Genomic DNA, 19433 nt, shown 5'->3' with positions numbered 1-19433 from the left:
CCTCACTTGTACGAGCGCTGGCTCGGCTTGACGTATTCGAACTCGAGGGCCTCCTTGTGGAGGACCGGCAGGGCCTCGGGCCCCGCCCACTCCCACGCGGCGACGTAGCCGAACTCGTCGTCGTCGCGCAGGGCCTCGCCGTCCTCGGTCCGGCTCTCGGCGCGGAAGTGGCCACCGCACGACTCACGGCGGTGCAGCGCGTCGACGCACATCAGCTCGGCGAGCTCGAAGAAGTCGGCGACCCGGCCGGCCTTCTCCAGCGCCTGGTTGAGGCCCTCGCCGTCACCGGGCACCTTGACCCGCCGCCAGAACTCCTCGCGCAGCGCGGGGATGAGGTCGAGCGCCTTGCGCAGCCCCTCGTCCGTGCGCTCCATGCCGCAGTACTCCCACATGATGTGGCCGAGCTCGCGGTGGAAGGAGTCGACCGTACGATCGCCGTCGATGGACAGCAGGCGGTCGATCTGGGCGCGGACCCCGGACTCGGCCTCGGCCACCGCCTCGGCGGGCACCTCGCCGAACGGCGCTCCGGCGAGGTAGTCGCCGACGGTGTTGGGCAGTACGAAGTACCCGTCGGCGAGGCCCTGCATCAGCGCCGAGGCACCGAGCCGGTTGGCCCCGTGGTCGGAGAAGTTGGCCTCGCCGGCGACGAACAGGCCGGGGATCGTGGCCTGCAGGTCGTAGTCGACCCAGAGCCCGCCCATGGTGTAGTGGACGGCGGGGTAGATGCGCATCGGAACCTCGTACGGGTTCTCGCCGGTGATGCGCTCGTACATCTCGAAGAGGTTGCCGTACTTCGCCTCGACGGCGGGGCGGCCCATCCGCTCGATCGCGTCGGCGAAGTCGAGATAGACGCCGAGCCCGCCGGGGCCGACCCCGCGGCCCTCGTCGCAGACGTTCTTGGCGGCCCGCGAGGCGATGTCCCGGGGCACGAGGTTGCCGAACGAGGGGTAGATCCGTTCGAGGTAGTAGTCGCGCTCGTCCTCGGGGATGTCGCCGGGGGCCCGTGAGTCGCCGGCCGTCTCCGGCACCCACACCCGGCCGTCGTTGCGCAGCGACTCCGACATCAGCGTCAGCTTCGACTGGTGGTCGCCGCTGACCGGGATGCAGGTCGGATGGATCTGGGTGTAGCAGGGGTTGGCGAACAACGCGCCCTTGCGGTGCGCTCGCCAGGAGGCGGTGACGTTCGAGCCCTTGGCGTTGGTCGACAGGAAGAAGACGTTGCCGTACCCGCCGGTCGCCAGCACGACCGCGTCCGCCGTGTACGTCTTGATCTCACCGCTGACGAGATCCCGGACCACCACGCCGCGTGCCCGGCCGTCGGCGATGACCAGGTCGAGCATCTCGTGCCGCGCGTGCAGTTCGATCCGGCCCGCGTCGACCTGCCGTAGCAGGGCCTGGTAAGCGCCGAGCAGCAGTTGCTGACCCGTCTGGCCGCGCGCGTAGAACGTACGCGACACCTGGGTGCCGCCGAAGGAGCGGTTGTCGAGCAGCCCGCCGTACTCGCGGGCGAACGGCACGCCCTGGGCGACGCACTGGTCGATGATCTCGTTGCTGATCTCGGCCAGCCGGTGCACGTTGGACTCGCGGGAGCGGAAGTCGCCGCCCTTGACCGTGTCGTAGAACAGCCGGTGCACGCTGTCGCCGTCGCCACGGTAGTTCTTCGCGGCGTTGATCCCGCCCTGTGCGGCGATCGAGTGCGCCCGGCGCGGGCTGTCCTGGAAGCAGAACTGGATCACGTTGTAGCCCAGCTCGGCCAGGGTCGCGCCGGCGGAGCCGCCGGCCAGGCCGGTACCGACGATGATCACGGTGCGCTTGCGCTTGTTGGCCGGGTTGACCAGCCTGGCCTCGAACTTGCGCGTGGTCCAGCGGTCCTCGATGGGGCCGCCCGGTGCCTTGGCGTCGGCGATCGGCTCGCCGGTCTCGTAGAGGGTCTCGCTCATGCCCATCGCTCCCTCACTCCGATCACGGTTCGCTCGTCCCTTCTCGCTCACGGCTCAGGTCACCAGCCCAGTCGTGACCGCGAACGGCACGGACAGATAGCCGACGACGATCGCGACGGCGAAGACGGCCGCGGCGGCGGACAGGCCCCGCTCTCGGACGGCGTTGCCCCGGCCCAGGCTCTGCAGCGCGCTGGTGAGGCCGTGCCGCAGGTGGAAGCCGAGCGCGATGACGGCCAGCGCGTAGAACAACGTGATGTACCAGCGCTCGGGCTGGAAGCCGGCCACGACGTTTCCGTACGGCTCCCCGTGCACGCCCCGGGGGTTCACGGTGCCGACCGTCAGGTCGAGGATGTGCCAGACGATGAAGAGCACGAGGATCACACCGCCCCACCGCATGGTGCGCGCCGCGTAGCCGCCCTGGACCTTCGGCCGGTGCCGGTAGCGCACCGGTCGCGCCCTCTTGGCCCGTACGGCCAGGTCGGCGGCCGTGCCGATGTGCAGCAGCACGCACAGCGTGAGGCCGGCCCGCTGGATCCACAGGAACCATGTCTCGTGCAGGGCCGGCGTTCCGATGGCCCGCAACCAGGCGGCGTAGCCGTCGAACTCCTCCCGCCCAAAGAAGATCTTCAGGTTGCCGACCATGTGGACGACGATGAAGAGCACGAGGAGGCCGCCGGAGACGGCCATGACGGCCTTCTTACCGACGGTCGAACGGTAAAGAGCGGGGATCGCGACTGCCACAAGCCGCAAATTACGTCTATGACGGACTACCGGTCCAAGTCATGATGGAACTCGTTTCGATAGCCGTAGGCTATAACCGTGCAGCTACAGCAACTTGCGTACTTTGTCGCGGTCGCCGAGGTGAGGCACTTCACACAGGCCGCCGAGGCCCTCGGCATCGCTCAGCCGTCCCTGTCCAAGCAGATCAAGGCGCTGGAGTCCGAGCTGGGCGCCTCGCTGTTCAGCAGGGCGCGCGGCAACATCGCGCTCACCCCGGCGGGCGAGATCCTGTTGCCGTTGGCCAAGCGGATCCTCGCCGATGTCGACACCGCCCGCCTGGAGGTGCGGGAGCTGACCGGGCTGCGTCGCGGCCGGGTACGGCTCGGCGCGACGCCCTCGCTGTTCGCAGGGCTGCTCGCCGACGTGCTGCGGCGGTTCCATGATGATCACCCGGGGGTCAGGCTGCTCGTCGAGGAGGGCGGGTCACGCGACCTGGTGCGGGACCTCACCCGCGGCTCGCTCGACCTCGCCCTGGTGATCTTGCCGCTCAGCGGGGACGCGCCTCTCGTGACCCGTCCGATCCTGCGCGAGAACCTGGTGGTCGCGGCACCGTCCCACCCGGCCAGGATGTCGGGGACCGCCCTTCCACGGCGGGCGTCGCTGCGGATCGAGGACCTGCGCGACCGGCCGCTCGTGATGTTCCGGCCGGGGTACGACCTGCGCGAGGCGACGATCAGCGCTTGCAGGCACGCCGGCTTCGAGCCGCGATTCGCCGTGGAGGGCGGCGAGATGGACGCCGTGCTCCGCTTCGTCGAGACCGGTCTCGGCCTCGCCGTGGTTCCGAGCATGGTCCTGGCCGGGCGGCCCGGCCTCCAGGGCACTCCGCTGATCGTGTCGGAGCAGCGATCATCGGGGGCGGTGATCGACGGGGGCGGGAACACCGGTGGCGGCGAGCCCCGGTCGGGGTTGCTGCGGACGATCGCGGTGGCGCATCGCAAGGACGTCGCCCCCACTCATGCCGCGCGCGCCTTCCAGGCCACGCTGGAATCGTTCCTCGGCGACGCCGCCGCGGCGGGTGCTCTGCCGCCCGGCGTCGAGGTCCTCGTTCCCGGGTAGGTCTCAGGTAGGTCCGAGTCGGGCGGTGGGCGCTGCTCGCCGCTGCGGCGGTGGCCATGTCGTGCCGGGCGCGACGGCCCACGGGACGGCCGAGTTCCCAGGTGGGACGGCCATCGCCAAGATCATCCGGCCGGAAAACGGCTCGCGATCTCCCGGACCGGCTGGATACCGTCGGGACTGAATCCCATCTGATCGCCTTCTCCGACCGGACTGCCATGCGCGCGCTACCTCTGCCCGACCACGGTGAGCCCGACCACGGCTCGCCGCTTCGCTACCTGGCCTGGGTGGCCCGGGCACAGGCGCGGCCACTGGCCGGCGGCATGGCACTCGGCGTCGTCTGGATGCTCAGCCAGGCCCTCATGCCCGCCGCCATCGGCCGCGCCGTCGACGAGGGCATCGCGGGCAAGGACACGGGCGCGTTGCTCGTATGGGCCGGCGTGCTGTTCGCACTCGGGGTGGTGCAGGCCGCAAGCGGTATCGCAAGGCACCGGTTCGCGGTGTTCAACTGGCTCGCGGCGGCCTACCGCACTGTGCAGGTCGTCCACCGGCAGTCCGGTCGCCTCGGCGCCACCCTGCTCAACCGGCTCACCGCCGGTGAGGTGGTCAGCGTGAGCGTCGCCGACGTGTCTCATATCGGCGGAGCCATGGACATCGCCGCGCGTGGGGCCGGTTCCATCGTGGCGATCGTCGTCATCGCGGCCATCCTGCTCACCACGTCATTTCCGCTCGGGCTGATCGTGGTCATCGGGGTGCCGCTGATCCTCGTCGCCTCGGCGCCTCTGCTGCGCCCTCTGCACCACCGCCAGCGCCGCCATCGCGAGCTCGCCGGTGAGCTCAACACCCGCGCCACCGACATCGTGGCCGGTCTGCGGGTCCTGCGGGGCATCGGTGGCGAACAGGTCTTCGCCGACCGCTACACCGGCGAGTCGCAGCGCGTCCGGCGGGCCGGCGTCGACGTGGCGAGGGCCGAGTCGCTCCTGACGGGGGCGGGGGTCCTGCTGCCCGGGCTGCTCATCGCGCTGGTGACCTGGGTCGGCGCGCGCTTCGCGATGAACGGCACCATCAGCGTGGGCCAGCTCGTCGCCTTCTACGGCTACGCGGTGTTCCTCATCCAGCCGATGCGCACGATCGGCGAGGCGGCCGACAGGATAACCAAGGCGCACGTCGCATCCGGGCGGGTGATCCGGATCCTGTCCATGGTCCCCGACCTGCCCGACACCGGCACCCGGATCCCGCCGCCCGGAGCGGAACTGTCCGACGCGGCGTCCGGTCTCACCGTGCTGCCCGGGCGGCTCACGGCCGTCGCCGCCGCGGACCCGGCCGACGCGCAGGCCATCGCGGACCGACTCGGCCGGTACGCGGACGGCGAGGTGACCTACGGCGGGATACCGCTGAGCGAGGTCGCGAACGTACGTCGGCGGGTGCTCGTGGCGATCAACGAGGACGTGCTGTTCTCCGGCCGCCTCCGGGACGTCCTGCTGCCACCGCCGCCCCCTGCCGCAGGCCACGATCTCGCGGCCGCCGGCGCGGCCCGGGAGGCCGTCGAGGCCGGAGACGGAGACGAGGTGGGGATCCCGGCGTGGAACGGAGACCTCGGCGTGGCGCTCCACGCGTCCTGTGCCGAGGACCTGGTCGACATGGTGGGGCCGGACGCTCACGTCGCCGAGGCCGGCCGGGAGTTCTCCGGCGGCCAGCAGCAGCGGCTGCGGCTGGCCCGCGCCCTCGCCGCCGACCCCGACGTGCTCATCCTGGTCGAGCCGACGAGCGCGGTGGACGCGCACACCGAGGCCCGCATCGCCGAGCGGCTCGGGAAGGCGAGGAACGTCCCGAGGGGCGGCGGCGCGCGGGGCGCGGACATCGACCGCATGACCGTCGTCTGCACCACGAGCCCGCTCATCCTCGATCAGGCCGATCACGTCGCCTACGTCGAGAACGGCAGCGTCGTCGCCGAGGGCGTCCACCGCGACCTGCTGCAGACACATCCGGGTTACGCCGCCACCGTCACGAGAGGAGCGACCTGATGACCTGGCGCGGCCCTTCTCGCCGGCACCGCTGCCGACGGGCGCACTCGCGGGCGCGAGCGGGAGCAGGGGCGTTCGCGTCGGCACGGGTGTTCACCGTGGCACGGGTGTTCACCGCGGCGCGGGTATCGGCGGGGAGACGGGCATTCGAGGGGAGACGGACATGAGCGCGCAGATCCTGCCGGTCGCGACGCGCGCCGAGGTGCGCGCGTACGCGCGCCGGCTCACGCTGCGGCATCCGCGGGCGCTGGCCGGTGCGCTGACCCTGCACGGTCTGGCCGCGGTCTCCGGGCTGGTGGCTCCCTGGCTGCTCGGAGACCTGGTCGAAGGCGTACGGTCCGGTACCGCCGACGTCGACCTGGTCGCGCTGGTCATCGCCGGATTCGTCATCGCACAGGGCGTCTTCGTGCGCTTCGCCTACTACGCCTCAACGCGCCTCGGCGAGAAAGTGCTCGCCGAGCTGCGGGAGGAGTTCGTCGACCGGGTCCTGGACCTGCCGCTGTCCACCGTCGAGCGGGCCGGTACCGGCGATCTGGTGACGCGCACGTCGCGCGACGTCGACGCGCTGGCCCGTACGGTCCGGATGGCCGTGCCCGAGACGCTGATCGCGCTGGTCACCGTGTCGTTCACGCTGGGCGCACTGGTGCTGGTCGGGCCGGTGTTCATCCTGCCCTGCCTCGTCGTGGCCCCGCTGCTGTGGGGCTGTACGCGGTGGTACCTCGCCCGTGCCCGCGACGGCTACCTGCGAGAGAACGCCGCGTGGGCCGAGCTGACCGACAGCCTGGCCGAGACCGTCAAGGGCGCCCGCACGGTCGACGCGCTCGGCCTGGGAGACGACCGGCAGCGGCGCTGCAACGTCGGCATCAGGGGCAGTTGGGCGGCCGAGCGCTACACGCTGAGGCTCCGCACCATCTACTACCCGATGGTGGAGACCGGCTACGTGATCCCCGTGGTGGGCACGCTTCTGCTCGGCGGCCTCCTGTACATCAACGACATGGCGTCGCTCGCCCAGGTGACCGCCGCCACGCTGTACGTGCAGCAGCTCATCGAGCCGCTCGACATGCTGCTGACCTGGCTGGACGAGCTGCAGGTGGGCGGCGCCTCACTGGCCAGGCTGCTCGGCGTCGCCGCCGTGCCCCAGGACCGCGAGGCGGCCACGACCGCGCGGCCGGACTGCGAGCGGATCGACGTCCGTGACGTGCGGTACGCCTACCGCGAGGGCACCGACGTCCTGCACGGCGTCGACCTGACGCTGCGCCCCGGCGAGCGCCTCGCCGTCGTCGGCCCGAGCGGCGCGGGCAAGTCCACCCTGGGACGGCTGCTCGCCGGGATCCACGGGCCGCGGACCGGCTCGGTGTCGGTCGGCTCCGTCCCGCTGGTGGAGCTTCCACTCGACGACCTCCGCGGCCATGTCGCCCTTGTGACGCAGGAACATCACGTCTTCCGCGGCACGGTGCGCGACAACGTCGTCATGGCCCGTCCCGACGCCTCGGCCGGCGATATCCGCGCCGCGCTCGAGGCCGTCGACTGGTCCGGACCCGGCCTCGATGCCGAGGTCGGGGCGGGCGGGCTCGCCCTGTCCCCGGCTCAGGCCCAGCAACTCGCGCTCGCCAGGCTGGTGCTGGCAGATCCGCACACCCTGGTGCTCGACGAGGCGACCTCGCTGCTCGACCCGCGGGCGGCCAGGAACCTCGAACGCTCTCTCGGAGCCGTCCTGGACGGCCGTACGGTCGTGGCGATCGCGCACCGGTTGCAGACCGCCCATGACGCCGACCGGGTCGCGGTCGTCGAGGACGGCCGGATCACCGAGCTGGGCAGCCACGACGAGCTCGTGGCCGCGGGCGGCTCCTACGCCGCGCTCTGGACCTCCTGGCACGGCCGCACACATTGACGGCCGTTGTTCGGGTGAATGTTAATGGGCGTCGCAGCAGGACGGCCCGAACGGCGCGTACGGCTGCTGGTTCACGTTGGGCATGACCGGACTCACCGGCACTCCGGTGCCGGTCAGGAACCAGGGCACCTTCTCGGAGACCTGGGATCTCCCGGACGGGCGGCCCGTCATCGGTGCAACTGCATGATCACGGCGGAGGACCTTCTGCCGTGATCATGCAGTTGTGCGCACGGCGGCCCACTGCGAGGTCACGAGGTGAGGGACGCTCGGAGGGCGGTGTCGAGTTCGGATCGGATGAGGGCGGCGCAGGTGTGGTAGCCCTCGGCCGGTCCGCCGTACGGATCGGGACCTTCACCGCGGCGGGTCCGCCATCCGCCGACCTCGGCCCGAACGGACGGATCCAGGTGGTCGCCCGCGCGGCCGACGGAATCATCCACCACACGGGTGAGACCGACACTTTCTCCGGCGTCTGGGGCGACTGGGCGAGGACCCAGCCCGCCGACGACTCGTTCCGAGCCGCCACCGATCCGACCGCCTTCGAGTATCTCCTTCCCGATCGTCCGACGTGGGCGTTCGTGGTCCGCGACCACACGGAGGCCGTGCGCGTCTACACCCCGGTCAGCACGGCGTCCCGGACGGACGGCCGGTCATCGGTGAGGTTCACCCCCACCACCCTCCGGGCGGCGTCCGAGTAGTCCCGGCACGGCGGGCGACTGGTGTGCACAACTGCATGATCACGGCAGAGGACCTTCTGCCGTGATCATGCAGTTGTGCGCACGCGGGCCACTGCGAGGTCACGAGGTGAGGAAGGGCCGGAGCGCGGTGTCCAGTTCCGATCGGATGAGGGCGGCGCAGGTGCGGTAGCCCTCGTCCGGTCCGCCGTACGGGTCGGACACGTCGTCGATGCCGGGGCGCTGCCCGCGTCGCCGGTGCGCCGCCGCCACCAGTGCTCTGGCGCGGTCGGTGAGGTGCCCGCCGTCCAGTGCCGGGGTGTGCCTGCCGCCTGGTGCCGGGGTGTGCCCGCCGCCTGGTGTCGGGGTGTGCCTGCCGCCTGGTGCGGGCTCGCCGTCGACGAGCCGGGCGAACTCGCGCAGCGTGAACGTCCGGCCGGCCGCTTCGGGCTGATGCGCGGCGATGACGTCTCGGTGCGCCGCCTCCATGGTCAGGATCAGGTCGGACCCGTCGACGATCTCGCGGGTGAGCATCCTGCCGCGATGGCCCGCGTGCACGACTCCGAGCGCGTCGAGCGCTGAGCCCGAGCCGGGAGCGATCGGGCTGCCCTCGTGCCCGTGCACTCCCGCGCTCGTCACGACGAAAGCCGTGCCGTACGAGCTCATGGACATCCTGGTCATCGCCTCGGCCATCGGGGACCGGCAGATGTTGGCCGTGCACACGAAAACAATGCGGAACCCGTCGACCATGCCCGCATCCTAGGCGGACATGATCACGTGACGGACCGTGGCCGCCGGAGGACGACGGTCCGTCACGCGATCAGCCGTCGGCGGTCAGCTCAGTGACCTGCGCAGGAAGTCGACCTGGAGATGAAGGAGGTTCTCGGCGACGACCTGCTGCGGGGTCATGTGGGTGACTCCGGACAGCGGCAGCACGGTGTGCGGGCGTCCTGCGGCGAGCAGTGCTGACGACAGCCGCAGGGTGTGCGCGGCGACCACGTTGTCGTCGGCCAGCCCATGGATGATCAGCAGTGGCCGTTCCAGCTTCGGCGCGTCGTTCAGCAGCGAGTTGCGCGCGTAGGTCTCCGGTTCCTCGTCGGGATGGCCGAGGTACCGCTCGGTGTAGTGGGTGTCGTAGAGCGCCCAGTCCGTCACCGGCGCGCCCGCGACGCCGGCGTGGAACACGTCCGGGCGCCGCAGTACGGCGAGCGCGGCCAGCCAGCCGCCGAACGACCAGCCGCGGATCCCGACGCGGCTCAGATCCAGCGCGCCGGGGTACAGCCTCGCCGCCTCCTCGAGGGCGGCGATCTGGTCTTCGAGGACCGGGCCGGCGAAGTCGCCGCGGATCGCGCGCTCCCACCGGGGCCCCCGCCCGGGCGTGCCGCGGCCGTCGGCGATCACGACGGCGAAGCCCTGGTCGGCCAGCCACTGGGCCTCGCGGTAGGCGCGCTGGGCGGCGAGCACCCGCTGGGCGTGCGGGCCACCGTAGGGGTCCATCAGCACCGGCAGCGGGTCCGCGCCCGGCTCCCACCCGGCCGGCAGCACGACGGCGGTCCGCACGCCGCGCTCGCCGGCGGTCACCAGCCGTACCGAGGGGGTGATCACGGGGGTCTCGGCGAGTGAGGGGATCCGCACGTCCGAGCCGGTCAGCCAGGTGCTCACGCCGGCCTCGTCGAGCCGCGAGCCGGTCAGCAGGGTGCGGCCGCCTGCGCGGAGCCCGCTGAACACGCCGGAGCCGTCGGTCATCCTGGTCAGGCCGTCCGGGGTGTGGGACCACACGTGGATCTCGGTCGGCTCCTCGGAGGCGGTGAACAGCACCGTGTCACCGTCGACGCCCAGCACCGAGCGGACCTGCAGGCCGGGCGGCGTCACGGGCACGCCGCCGACGGTCAGCCGGCGGGTGTCGGTCTCGCGGTCGTCGGTGGTCCACACGAGCTCGCCGGCCTTCGTGCGGGCGGGCACGCCGGCCACGATGTCCAGCCACACCGGGTCGTGCGACGCGTGGACGAGCTCGGTGTCGCCGCTGATGGGGTCCACGGCCAGCACGCGGATCACCCGCTGGTCGCGCGACTGGACGACGATCAGGGGGCCGTGCTCGTCCCAGTGGACGGCCACCAGATACGGGAACTCGCCGCGATCCCACGCCACCCCGGTGCGGCGGCCGTCGACCTTCAGCAGGACGAGGCCCACGTACGCGTTCGGCGTCCCCGCGGCCGGGTAGGCGATCTCGACGGGCGGCGCGGCCGGTTCGGCCGGGTCCGCGATGTGCCAGCGGACGACCGGGGTCTCGTCGACCCGTGCCACCAGCAGTGACCCGCCGTCGGGCGCCCACCAGTGCCCGCGCATGCGGCCCATCTCCTCGGCGGCGATGAACTCGGCCAGCCCGTACGACACCTGCTCGCTCTCGGGCTGCACCAGCGCCCGGTCGTCTCGGCCCGCTCCGCCGTCCTTCCCGAGGTCGATGACGCGCACCGTGCGCCCGGAAACGTACGCCACCTGCCGCCCGGCCGGGTCCGGCCGCGGGTCGAAGACCGGGGCGGCCGCGTCCAGGGCACGTACGGCACCGTCCACCAGATCGGCGACGAAAAGTCGTCCGGCCAGGCTGAAGGCGGCTAGCGTCACGTCCCGGTCGGTGGCGTAGCCGACGATTCCCCCGGCGGACTCACGCGCTCGTTCGCGGCGCGCCCGTTCCTCGGCGGGCAGGTTCTCGTCACCGGCGTCGAGCGTTCGCGGATCCGCGACCGGCCGTTCCTCTCCCGTGGCGAGGTCGAGCGTCCACAGGCAGGTCACCGGATCGGTGCCTCCTCGCGAGCGCAGGAAGACCACGCGCGACCCGTCGGGTGAGATCTGAAAGCCGCGCGGGACGCCTAGCGTGAACCGCCGGGTGCGGGCGCTCTGCCGGGGATAGCTCATGCTCCCGATCCTCCCACCGTTCCGGTGGTCACGGCGCGCCGCCCGGACGTACCCTCGGTACTCGGCTTCCCCGACGGTCCACCACGCACAGGAGAGACATGCCTGACACCCCCCCGCTGCAGTCTGGTGATCCGCGACGGCTCGGCGAGTACGAACTGGTCGGCCGCCTCGGTGAGGGAGGCCAAGGCGTGGTGTACCTCGGTCAGGACGCCGACGGGGGACAGGTCGCGATCAAACTGCTGCGCGCGGACCTGACCGGTGACGAGGCCGCCCGTTCGAGGTTCGTGCGCGAGGTCGGCGCGGCCAAGCAGGTGGCGCGGTTCTGCACGGCCCAGGTGCTCGACGCCGACGTGGCCGGAGACCGGCCGTACATCGTGAGCGAGTTCGTCCCCGGGCCGTCGCTTCAGCAGCAGGTGATCGAGGCGGGCCCGCGCGGGGGTGCCGACCTCGAACGGCTCGCGATCGGCACCGTGACGGCACTGGCCGCCATCCACCAGGCCGGCATCATCCACCGGGACTTCAAGCCGCACAACGTCCTCATGGCGCCCGACGGCCCCCGGGTGATCGACTTCGGTATCGCGCGGGCGCTCGACGCGAGTTCGACGGTCGCCACGGCGGCCATCGGCACGCCGGCGTACATGGCACCCGAGCAGGTGCGGGGTCAGGGGATCACGCCGGCCGTCGACATCTTCTCGTGGGCCTCGACGATGGTGTACGCCGCCACGGGGAGCGCGCCGTTCGGGCAGGACACGATCCCCGCCGTGGTCAACCGGATCCTCAACGAGGAGCCGCCGCTCGACTCTCTCCCGGCGGAGCTGCGCGAGCTCGTCCGGGCGTGCCTGGCCAAGGAGCCCGAGCAGCGCCCGCACGCCCGGGAACTGCTGATGCGCCTGCTCGGGCAGCCGATGCCGGGGCAGGAGACCCGGCTGGAGAACGGAGACGTCGTCCCGACGACCGTTCTCGCCCAGGGCGTCGACCAGGCGGGCGCGACGGGGGGCACCACGAGCTGGGCCGGGGTGAACCCGCTCCCGCTGGCGACCTCTCCCGCCTCCGGCGCCTACGCGGCCGACCCGCGCGCCGCTCCGGCCGACGGCCGGCGGCGGGCCGTGCTCGCCGTGCTGGTCCTGGTGGCGGCGCTCGGCCTGGCCGGCGTCGGCGCGTGGGCCCTGACCCGTGGCGATGGCGCGACCGGCGACCCGGGGCCCACGGTGACGGTGACCGGCCCGGGCGCGAGCACCACGGCGCCCGAGACGGGAGGGGAAACGGACTCTCCCGGCGAGGTGACGCCGACCCGCCCGCAGACGTCCTCGACCCCGACGCGCAAGGCTCCGCCGGTCACTCACCCGCCGGTGACACCGACGAGGACCACACCGCCCCCGACCAGCGAGCCGCCCCCCAGCCCGACTTCCGAAACCACGGAGCCGCCGCCCTCGATCGGAGCGCTGACGCCCTAGGCTCGGGGTATGAGTTCCACGGACACCGACCGCCGGATCCTGTTCGTGCACGCGCATCCCGATGACGAGTCCATCGGCACGGGCGCCACGATCGCGAAGTACGCCGCCGAGGGCGCCGACGTCCGCCTGGTCACCTGCACTCTGGGCGAAGAGGGCGAGGTGATCCCCGACGAGCTGCGCTATCTCGCCTCGGACAAGGAGGATCGGCTGGGCGAGTTCCGCGTCGGTGAGCTGGCCGCCGCCTGTACCGCGCTCGGATTGAAGGATCATCGCTTCCTCGGCGGCACGGGGCGGTGGAGGGACTCCGGCATGATGGGCGCCGCCACCAACGACGATCCGCGCTGCTTCTGGCGCGCCGACCTGGACGAGGCATGCCGGGAACTGGTCGCGGTCGTACGGGAGCAGCGCCCGCACGTGATGGTCACCTATGACGACCGGGGCTACTACGGTCATCCCGATCACATCCAGGCCCATCGGGTGGCCTGGGCCGCGTTCGAGAAGGCGGCCGACGCCTCGTTCGGTGAGGGTCCGCCATGGCAGGTGGCGAAGTTCTACGCCACCGCGATGCCGCGTACGGTTCTGGCCCGGTCCGTCGCCGTGGCGCGGGACGTCGACGTGCCGTTCGAGACCGCCTGCAGCGTCGACGAACTGCCGTTCGGGGTGCCGGACGAGCAGGTGACGACGGTGGTGGACGCCCGCGATCACCTGCGGGCCAAGTTCGCAGCGCTCCGAGCGCACCGTACCCAGGTCATCGTCGAGGAGCCGTTCTTCGCGCTGTCCGACAACGTGGGCCAGCAGGCCTTCGGGGCGGAGTACTACACCCTGCTCGCCGGTCCCCGTGGATTCGCGGCGGCGAACGGGCGCGAGACAGATCTGTTCGCCGGGCTTCATTGATCTATTAATCTGGGCGTTTGTGGGCGAGGACGAGAGTAAGCGGGTCGATCCGTCTCCGGACGAGGGTGACGGCCGGAAACCGCCGGTCCCGTCCCCCCAGCCGCCGCTGTCGTACGGACCGCCGATGCGGGAGCAGGGCGCGCAGGCCGACGACCCGCACGCTCCCGGCTCCGGGGCCCTGGGGCAACGGCTCGAGGCGTTCGTGAGCGGGGCGGCCTACGGCGTGCTCGCCGTCCTCGGGTTCGTCCTCGGGCTGATCGGCTCATTCCTGTTCTCGGGCACGATCGGCTCGGTGCCGGTCGCCGCCATCGTCCTCGTACTGCTCAACTTCGCCTGCTTCCGGCTGGCGGCCTGGGCGATGTGCTCGCCACTCGGCGCGCTGGCGCCGGCGGTGCCCTGGCTGGTCGTCGTCGTACTCATGTCGGCCAGACGCCCGGAGGGCGATCTCGTGATCACGGGCACGACGCCCGGTTATCTGTTCATGGTCGGAGGCATGATCGCCGGGCTCGTCGCCGTCGTCGCGGCGTTCTCCCGGTCGGCCGGCTCCTGGCTGCTCAGAGGAGTCGACGTCGACTCACGGGCGCGGTGATCCGGTGGTGGACGCCGGGCCCCTCCCGCCGCCCGAGGGCGCCGTCGACCGCGATGAGTTCCGCCGGGTGGTCGGCCGCTTCGCGACCGGGATCACCATAGTCAGCACCCGCGCGGACGGTGTCGACCACGCGATGACCGTGAGCGCGTTCACCTCGCTGTCGCTCGATCCCGTGCTCGTGCTCTTCTGCGCCGAGAAGGTCGCCCGGTTCCACGACGTGGTCGTGTCGGCCGGCGAGTGGGCCGTGTCGGTCCTCGGTGAGGGCGGCCGGGACGCGTCCCAGTGGTTCGCCATCAGGGGTCGCCCGCTGGACGGGCGGCTGTCGGGGTGGAACACCGTCCGGGGTGCGCACACGGGTGCGGCGATCTTCTCGGACGCCCTCGCCGCGCTGGAGTGCCGCACGCACGCGGTGCACGACGGTGGCGACCACAGCATCGTGGTGGGCGAGGTCCTGGGCGTCTCGCGCCCCGACCCGGCCGGCCGGCCCCTCGTGTACTACGAGGGCCGCTACCGAGGCCTCACCTAGGACGGGCGGTCTGAGCGCCCAGAGCACCCGCTGGGCGGGCCGGGTTCCGCTCCAGCGGGTGCGCCTTGCTCGTGTGGCCCCCGACGACGCACCACGGCGCCCCTGCCGGGGCGCCGCGGCCGGGTCGGGTCAGGCCTTGAGCGCGATCTCGACCTGGTCCAGCGCCCAGTCGAGGTCCTGCTCACCGATGGTCAGCGGCGGCGCGAGCCGGATGGTCGTCTCGTGCGTCTCCTTGGCGAGTACGCCGAGCTCCATCAGCTTCTCGCTGACCGGACGCGCCCGGACGCCGAGTTCGACTCCGGCCCAAAGTCCCCGGCCGCGTACCTCGTGGACCAGGTCGGAGGGCAGGTGCCCGAGCCGCTCGTGCATGTGCGCGCCGAGCCTGGCGGAGCGCTCCTGGAACTCGCCCGTCCTCAGCATGGCGATGACCTCGCGGGCGACGGCGCAGGCGATCGGGTTGCCGCCGAAGGTGGATCCGTGCTGGCCGGGCTTGAAGACGCCGAGGACGTCCGAGTCCGCGATCACCGCGGACACCGGCAGGATGCCGCCGCCGAGCGCCTTGCCCAGGATGTAGACGTCCGGGATCACGTTCTCGTGCTCGACCGCGAACGTGGTGCCCGTACGGCCGAGACCGGACTGGATCTCGTCCGCGATCATCAGCGCGCCGGCCTCGGTGCAGAGCCGCCGGACGGCGGTGAGGAAGCCGCTCGGCGGGACGTTCACGCCCGCCTCACCCTGGATGGGCTCGATGAGAACGCCGACCGTCGAGTCGTCGACGGCTTCGCGCAGGGCGTCGATGTCGCCGTACGGCACGGTGCGGAAACCCGGGGTGAAGGGGCCGTAGGAGTTCCGGGCGTCCGGATCGGTGGAGAAGCTGACGATCGTGGTGGTGCGGCCGTGGAAGTTGCCCTCGAACGTGATGATGTTCGCCTGGTCGGCGGGCACGCCCTTGACCTCGTAGCCCCACTTGCGCGCGGTCTTGAGCGCCGTCTCGACCGCCTCGGCGCCGCTGTTCATCGGGAGGACCATGTCCTTGCCGACGAGTTCCGCGAGTTCCGCACAGAACGGGCCGAACTGGTCGTGGTCGAAGGCCCGGCTGACCAGCGTGACCCTGTCGAGCTGCCGCTTGACGGCGGCGATGAGCCGCGGGTTGCGGTGGCCGAAGTTGACCGCGGAGTACGCCGCCAGCATGTCCAGGTAGCGACGGCCCTCGACGTCGGTCACCCACGCGCCGTCCGCTTCGGCGATCACGATGGGAAGCGGATGGTAGTTGTGTGCGCTGTGCGCCTCGGAGAGGGCACGTAGCTGGGCCGACTGGGTCACGGCGCTCCTTCGGTGCGTTGCTGTGTGTTTCGATGCGTTGCCGTGCGGTGGGTCGCCGCCCGGGCGATGCCGGGCGTGATCGCACCCCCGCGAGATGGTGGTGTACTTCCACCAGCGTAGGTTCGGCAACGAGGGACGACCAAGAACGAACCCGCGCTGAGAAAGGGCTGATCGTTGCGTCTTGACGACATTGACCATCAGATCGTTGCGCAGCTGCTCCAGAACGCTCGTGCGTCCTATGCCCAGGTCGGCGATGCCGTCGGACTTTCCGCTCCGGCGGTGAAGCGACGGGTGGATCGGCTGCGGCACGACGGCGTGATCACCGGATACACGGCCGTCGTCGACCCCGCCGCGCTCGGCTGGACGACCGAGGCGTTCATCGAGATCTTCTGTACCGGGGCGACGGCACCCGAGGAGATCTACGCCAGCGTCCGCAAGCATCCGGAGGTGGTCGCCGCCTACACCGTCACCGGGGAGGCGAGCGCTCTCGTGCACTTGCGGGCGCGTGACATCCAGCACCTGGAAGCGGTGCTGGAACGGCTGCGACGCGAGCAGAACATCGTGCAGACCAAGACCACGATCGTCCTGTCCCGGCTGATCGGCCGCCCCACCGACGCTCCCACGTCCTAGACCGCCGTACGACAGGACGCTCACGCAGGGGACGCCCCGGCTTGTTACCCTCCGGTCGCATGACCGCCATCGAGTTCGCCACGGCCGACCTGATCGACGACTTCGAAGACGAGCTTCAGAGCTGCGAGACGCAGTTCCGGCAGTACGGCGGCCGACCGGCCTTCGCGGGGCCCGTCGCCACCGTGCGGTGCTTTCGCGACAACGCGCTGGTCAAGGATGTGCTGGGCACGCCGGGTGCGGGCAAGGTTCTCGTCGTGGACGGGGCAGGATCGCTCGCCTCGGCACTGATGGGCGATCTCATCGCCGCCTCCGCCGTGGAGCGGGGCTGGGCCGGCGTGGTGATCAATGGAGCGGTGCGCGATGTGGTCGCACTCCGCGCGTTGGATCTGGGTGTGAAAGCCCTCGGTTCCAATCCTCGCAAGAGTGCCAAAAACGGTGTCGGTGACGTCAATGTGCCGGTGTCTTTCGGCGGTGTGGAGTTCCGCCCCGAAGACTGGCTCTACAGCGATGAGGACGGAATCGTCGTGGCGCATCGCCGTCTGCGCTGAAGATTATGGGTTTATGTTTTGGATCTTGGGTAATTACCTAACCGCGCTCAACCCATAGAGAAGGAAGTCAGGTATGACCATTCCGTTAAAGGTTGTCGCTTGTGCGACCGGTATCGCACTGGCAGTCGCTTCGGGACCGGTGGCCTGGGCCAAGGAGTACAAAGCGCACATACCTCTGCGTCATATAGACATGACGGCACAAGCCGATGCCTTTCGCCAGGCCCTGGCGTGGCGAGATCGGTCGCACCGCTTCATGACCGCGCAGGATCAGGCGGCACAAGCGGTGCGATTCGCCTATCGGCAACGCGGCAAGCCCTATCGCTGGGGCGGCACCGGGCCGCGTGGTTATGACTGTTCCGGCCTTGTCCAGCGGGCTTGGCGGTCGGCCGGAGTGTATATCCCACGGGTGGCCAGAAGCCAGTACCGCCGCATCCACAAGAAGGTCCGCCGTTCCCGGCTGCGCTCGGGCGACCTGATCTTCTTCCATGGATTCGGTCATGTGGGGATGTACGTCGGGAATGGTAGATTCATCCATTCGCCGCGTGCGGGAAAGACCGTGCGGGTGGCCCGGTTGAGGGGCCATTACGCGCGCAGCATGGTCGGGGCGGTCAGGCCCGCCCGGCCTTATGTATGGCGTGGCCGGCGGCCTGTGCAGCCACCAGAGAACCTGCGTGAGCGCAGCATCGTCGAGCCATTGGAGCCCATGGTGCCCGGTGCGCCGTGCCTCGATTCATCCGCTCCGGGAGCCGGTCTGGATCTCCCCGACGGGCAGCTGTTCTACTGCGCTTAGGCCCGCCACCATGCCTGCGTCACCACTTCCGCAGGCGGGCTCGCAAACCCAGGTCACACGCCAGTTGACCGTGGCACTGATCTGGTATTCACCGCCCGGCTGACCGGCCGAGGACTTCTGGTAGACGTGGGTGCACGTGCCTTTCTGGTTCTCCGGACGCTTGGGGTTGTACGGGGTGCCGGGACCGGTACATGTGATCGTCTTCTCGCCGAGGTTCCAGACCACCTCCACCGGGGTGGACGTGCCGGTCACCGTGTGGCCGCCGGCCGAGACGGGGTTCGATTTCGGCGTCCACTGCCCGCGGTCGACCCACAGAAAGGTCCGGAGGCCGACGTAGCTCCGGGTGCGGGGGCTCGTCTGGATCTTCATGACGGGCCGCTCCAGGCCGTCCATGGCCATCTGGACCACATCGGCGACGGTGGGGGTCCCGGCCGGTTGTGGGCCGCTGACGCTGCCCATGACGCACTGCGGGTCGCCGCCGCACGGGTCCTGCACGATCGTGCCGCCTCCGCCGCCGGAGGGAGTGTCGCCTCCGCTGCCGTCCCGGCCGGGTATCGTCCCGCCGGCGGTGCAGGTGGTCGTGCTGCAGTGATTGGGCGGGGGCTTGGGCGCCGTCACGCGCGGCGCGAACGCGGCCGCCGGGGCGACGAGGCCGGTCGCCCCGGCGCCCACCGTCATCGCCGTGATCAGCAGGGAGGATCTGATCAGCATTTCCTGACCTCGGATCGGGAGTCGGAGAGTTTCCAGGTGCCGTCGACCAGCCGCATGAGCGCTCGGTATCTCGTGTGCCCGCCCGTCCTGTTGGCGGTGAGCTGCCTGCCGGTCCTTGCGTCGTACTTGAACGCGCCCAGGGTGTACACGCAGTCGAGCACGACCGCCTGCCGCCCGTCCTTGGTGATCAACGCGAGCCTGGGGTTGAGGACGTTGTGATAGCGCCAGACGATTCCCTGGCTCCGAGCGCGCTCTGCCGTCCGCATGAGCTGGCCAAGGATGGGCTCGGTCGCGACCCCGGCCAGTTCGCTCGTGTCGTTGTCGGCGAAGGAGGTCTCGTAGACCTTCTGGAAGCGCTTGTACTGGGCGATGATCGTGGGCGACAGCGCGGCGGTGTCGACCGGACCCGGGGTTCCGGCCGGAGCGGCGCCGGTCGGGGACCGGCCGCCGGCGTCGCCGGAGGGGCGGAACGTGCCCGCTGAGCCCGAACCCCCGCAGCCCGCGACCGCGATGGCCAACCCGAGCCCGCCGAGGAGGGGGGCGAACCGGGAGCTCATCGAAACCCCTGATCAATTGGCCGACACCAAGGCGGAGTACCCGCGAAAGCTTACAGATGTGCAGGAAGCGAGAAAAGGGATTCGTCAGCCTGGCGTTGCTCCGCCTTGATGAAGCCACGATGAAATGCCATCCGCCGCT

Annotated in this window: 19 protein-coding genes; 11 read left to right on the top strand and 8 right to left on the bottom strand. The window is 70.9% G+C overall.

The annotated features are described in order from the left end of the window. Positions 1-2: 2 nt before the first annotated feature. Both HKK74_RS16255 and HKK74_RS16250 read right to left on the bottom strand, forming a co-directional pair. Positions 3-1940 carry a fumarate reductase/succinate dehydrogenase flavoprotein subunit gene (locus HKK74_RS16255; protein ID WP_187244065.1) on the bottom strand — a complete coding sequence of 646 codons (1938 nt, stop codon included), beginning with the start codon at positions 1938-1940 and terminating at the stop codon, positions 3-5. A 54-nt stretch (positions 1941-1994) separates the two neighbouring features. Then, positions 1995-2681, bottom strand: coding sequence for a succinate dehydrogenase cytochrome b subunit (locus tag HKK74_RS16250; protein ID WP_312881527.1), 687 nt, complete (start codon positions 2679-2681; stop codon positions 1995-1997). 78 nt (positions 2682-2759) lie between these two features. On the opposite strand from HKK74_RS16250, the gene HKK74_RS16245 reads away from it, so the two are divergent. From HKK74_RS16245 to HKK74_RS16235, 3 genes are all read left to right on the top strand, one after another. Beyond that, entirely contained in the window at positions 2760-3776 is a 1017-nt protein-coding gene (locus HKK74_RS16245) for a LysR family transcriptional regulator (protein WP_187244064.1), read from the top strand. Between the two features lie 215 nt (positions 3777-3991). Further along, positions 3992-5797, top strand: a complete 1806-nt coding sequence (locus tag HKK74_RS16240) for an ABC transporter transmembrane domain-containing protein (protein ID WP_187244063.1) — start codon at positions 3992-3994, stop codon at positions 5795-5797. A 163-nt stretch (positions 5798-5960) separates the two neighbouring features. Beyond that, positions 5961-7688, top strand: a complete 1728-nt coding sequence (locus HKK74_RS16235; protein WP_187244062.1) for an ABC transporter ATP-binding protein — start codon at positions 5961-5963, stop codon at positions 7686-7688. Positions 7689-7709: 21 nt separating this feature from the next. Here HKK74_RS16235 and HKK74_RS16230 read toward each other — a convergent pair whose 3' ends face one another. Beyond that, positions 7710-7859 (bottom strand): hypothetical protein, encoded by a 150-nt coding sequence (locus HKK74_RS16230; RefSeq protein ID WP_187244061.1) that lies wholly within the window; start codon positions 7857-7859, stop codon positions 7710-7712. Positions 7860-7897: 38 nt separating this feature from the next. Here HKK74_RS16230 and HKK74_RS16225 point away from each other — a divergent pair, with 38 nt between their 5' ends. After that, on the top strand, positions 7898-8383 hold the full coding sequence (locus HKK74_RS16225; protein ID WP_187244060.1) for a hypothetical protein: 486 nt from the start codon (positions 7898-7900) through the stop codon (positions 8381-8383). Positions 8384-8482: 99 nt separating this feature from the next. Here the strand turns inward: HKK74_RS16225 and HKK74_RS16220 are convergent, their stop codons facing one another. After that, complete coding sequence (locus tag HKK74_RS16220; protein WP_187244059.1) at positions 8483-9109, bottom strand: arsenate reductase/protein-tyrosine-phosphatase family protein; 627 nt, start codon at positions 9107-9109, stop codon at positions 8483-8485. A gap of 84 nt (positions 9110-9193) precedes the next feature. Beyond that, positions 9194-11272 (bottom strand): S9 family peptidase, encoded by a 2079-nt coding sequence (locus HKK74_RS16215; protein ID WP_187244058.1) that lies wholly within the window; start codon positions 11270-11272, stop codon positions 9194-9196. Positions 11273-11370: 98 nt separating this feature from the next. Here HKK74_RS16215 and HKK74_RS16210 point away from each other — a divergent pair, with 98 nt between their 5' ends. The 4 genes from HKK74_RS16210 to HKK74_RS16195 are packed head-to-tail and all read left to right on the top strand — an operon-like array spanning position 11371 to position 14735. Continuing rightward, entirely contained in the window at positions 11371-12726 is a 1356-nt protein-coding gene (locus HKK74_RS16210) for a serine/threonine-protein kinase (protein WP_187244057.1), read from the top strand. A 9-nt stretch (positions 12727-12735) separates the two neighbouring features. Next, on the top strand, positions 12736-13620 hold the full coding sequence (mshB, locus tag HKK74_RS16205; protein WP_187244056.1) for an N-acetyl-1-D-myo-inositol-2-amino-2-deoxy-alpha-D-glucopyranoside deacetylase: 885 nt from the start codon (positions 12736-12738) through the stop codon (positions 13618-13620). A 19-nt stretch (positions 13621-13639) separates the two neighbouring features. Beyond that, positions 13640-14209, top strand: coding sequence for a DUF6113 family protein (locus tag HKK74_RS16200; RefSeq protein ID WP_187244055.1), 570 nt, complete (start codon positions 13640-13642; stop codon positions 14207-14209). A 7-nt stretch (positions 14210-14216) separates the two neighbouring features. Continuing rightward, positions 14217-14735 (top strand): flavin reductase family protein, encoded by a 519-nt coding sequence (locus tag HKK74_RS16195; protein ID WP_187244054.1) that lies wholly within the window; start codon positions 14217-14219, stop codon positions 14733-14735. 129 nt (positions 14736-14864) lie between these two features. Here HKK74_RS16195 and rocD read toward each other — a convergent pair whose 3' ends face one another. Beyond that, entirely contained in the window at positions 14865-16058 is a 1194-nt protein-coding gene (gene rocD, locus HKK74_RS16190; protein WP_187244053.1) for an ornithine--oxo-acid transaminase, read from the bottom strand. Positions 16059-16232: 174 nt separating this feature from the next. Between rocD and HKK74_RS16185 the strand changes: the two genes are divergently transcribed. The 3 genes from HKK74_RS16185 to HKK74_RS16175 all read left to right on the top strand — a co-directional run bounded on the left by HKK74_RS16185 (position 16233) and on the right by HKK74_RS16175 (position 18026). After that, positions 16233-16688 carry an Lrp/AsnC family transcriptional regulator gene (locus tag HKK74_RS16185; RefSeq protein ID WP_187244052.1) on the top strand — a complete coding sequence of 152 codons (456 nt, stop codon included), beginning with the start codon at positions 16233-16235 and terminating at the stop codon, positions 16686-16688. Between the two features lie 59 nt (positions 16689-16747). After that, positions 16748-17236 carry a ribonuclease E activity regulator RraA gene (gene rraA, locus HKK74_RS16180; RefSeq protein WP_187244051.1) on the top strand — a complete coding sequence of 163 codons (489 nt, stop codon included), beginning with the start codon at positions 16748-16750 and terminating at the stop codon, positions 17234-17236. Positions 17237-17309: 73 nt separating this feature from the next. After that, complete coding sequence (locus tag HKK74_RS16175) at positions 17310-18026, top strand: C40 family peptidase (RefSeq protein WP_187244050.1); 717 nt, start codon at positions 17310-17312, stop codon at positions 18024-18026. Here HKK74_RS16175 and HKK74_RS16170 read toward each other — a convergent pair. Both HKK74_RS16170 and HKK74_RS16165 read right to left on the bottom strand, forming a co-directional pair. Further along, positions 17967-18737: a hypothetical protein gene (locus HKK74_RS16170; protein WP_187244049.1), complete on the bottom strand. Its 771-nt coding sequence runs from the start codon at positions 18735-18737 to the stop codon at positions 17967-17969. The genes HKK74_RS16175 and HKK74_RS16170 overlap by 60 nt on opposite strands. Beyond that, on the bottom strand, positions 18731-19294 hold the full coding sequence (locus HKK74_RS16165) for a hypothetical protein (protein ID WP_187244048.1): 564 nt from the start codon (positions 19292-19294) through the stop codon (positions 18731-18733). Before HKK74_RS16165 ends, HKK74_RS16170 begins: the two co-directional genes overlap by 7 nt. Between the last annotated feature and the right edge of the window lie 139 nt (positions 19295-19433).

The organism is Actinomadura alba (assembly GCF_014323705.1).
GTDB lineage: Bacteria > Actinomycetota > Actinomycetes > Streptosporangiales > Streptosporangiaceae > Actinomadura_C > Actinomadura_C alba.
The sequence above is the reverse complement of the archived record's forward strand: the minus strand, read 5'-3'. Positions and strand labels throughout refer to the sequence as shown.

Coding starts and splice junctions, on each gene's coding strand:
- HKK74_RS16170 (WP_187244049.1), bottom strand. CDS start 18,737: ATGCTGATCAGATCCTCCCTGCTGATCACGGCGATGACGGTGGGCGCC.
- HKK74_RS16175 (WP_187244050.1), top strand. CDS start 17,310: ATGACCATTCCGTTAAAGGTTGTCGCTTGTGCGACCGGTATCGCACTG.
- rraA (WP_187244051.1), top strand. CDS start 16,748: ATGACCGCCATCGAGTTCGCCACGGCCGACCTGATCGACGACTTCGAA.
- HKK74_RS16215 (WP_187244058.1), bottom strand. CDS start 11,272: ATGAGCTATCCCCGGCAGAGCGCCCGCACCCGGCGGTTCACGCTAGGC.
- HKK74_RS16210 (WP_187244057.1), top strand. CDS start 11,371: ATGCCTGACACCCCCCCGCTGCAGTCTGGTGATCCGCGACGGCTCGGC.
- HKK74_RS16230 (WP_187244061.1), bottom strand. CDS start 7,859: ATGACGGGCCGCCCGTCCGGGAGATCCCAGGTCTCCGAGAAGGTGCCC.
- HKK74_RS16220 (WP_187244059.1), bottom strand. CDS start 9,109: ATGGTCGACGGGTTCCGCATTGTTTTCGTGTGCACGGCCAACATCTGC.
- HKK74_RS16255 (WP_187244065.1), bottom strand. CDS start 1,940: ATGAGCGAGACCCTCTACGAGACCGGCGAGCCGATCGCCGACGCCAAG.
- HKK74_RS16165 (WP_187244048.1), bottom strand. CDS start 19,294: ATGAGCTCCCGGTTCGCCCCCCTCCTCGGCGGGCTCGGGTTGGCCATC.
- mshB (WP_187244056.1), top strand. CDS start 12,736: ATGAGTTCCACGGACACCGACCGCCGGATCCTGTTCGTGCACGCGCAT.
- HKK74_RS16235 (WP_187244062.1), top strand. CDS start 5,961: ATGAGCGCGCAGATCCTGCCGGTCGCGACGCGCGCCGAGGTGCGCGCG.
- HKK74_RS16240 (WP_187244063.1), top strand. CDS start 3,992: ATGCGCGCGCTACCTCTGCCCGACCACGGTGAGCCCGACCACGGCTCG.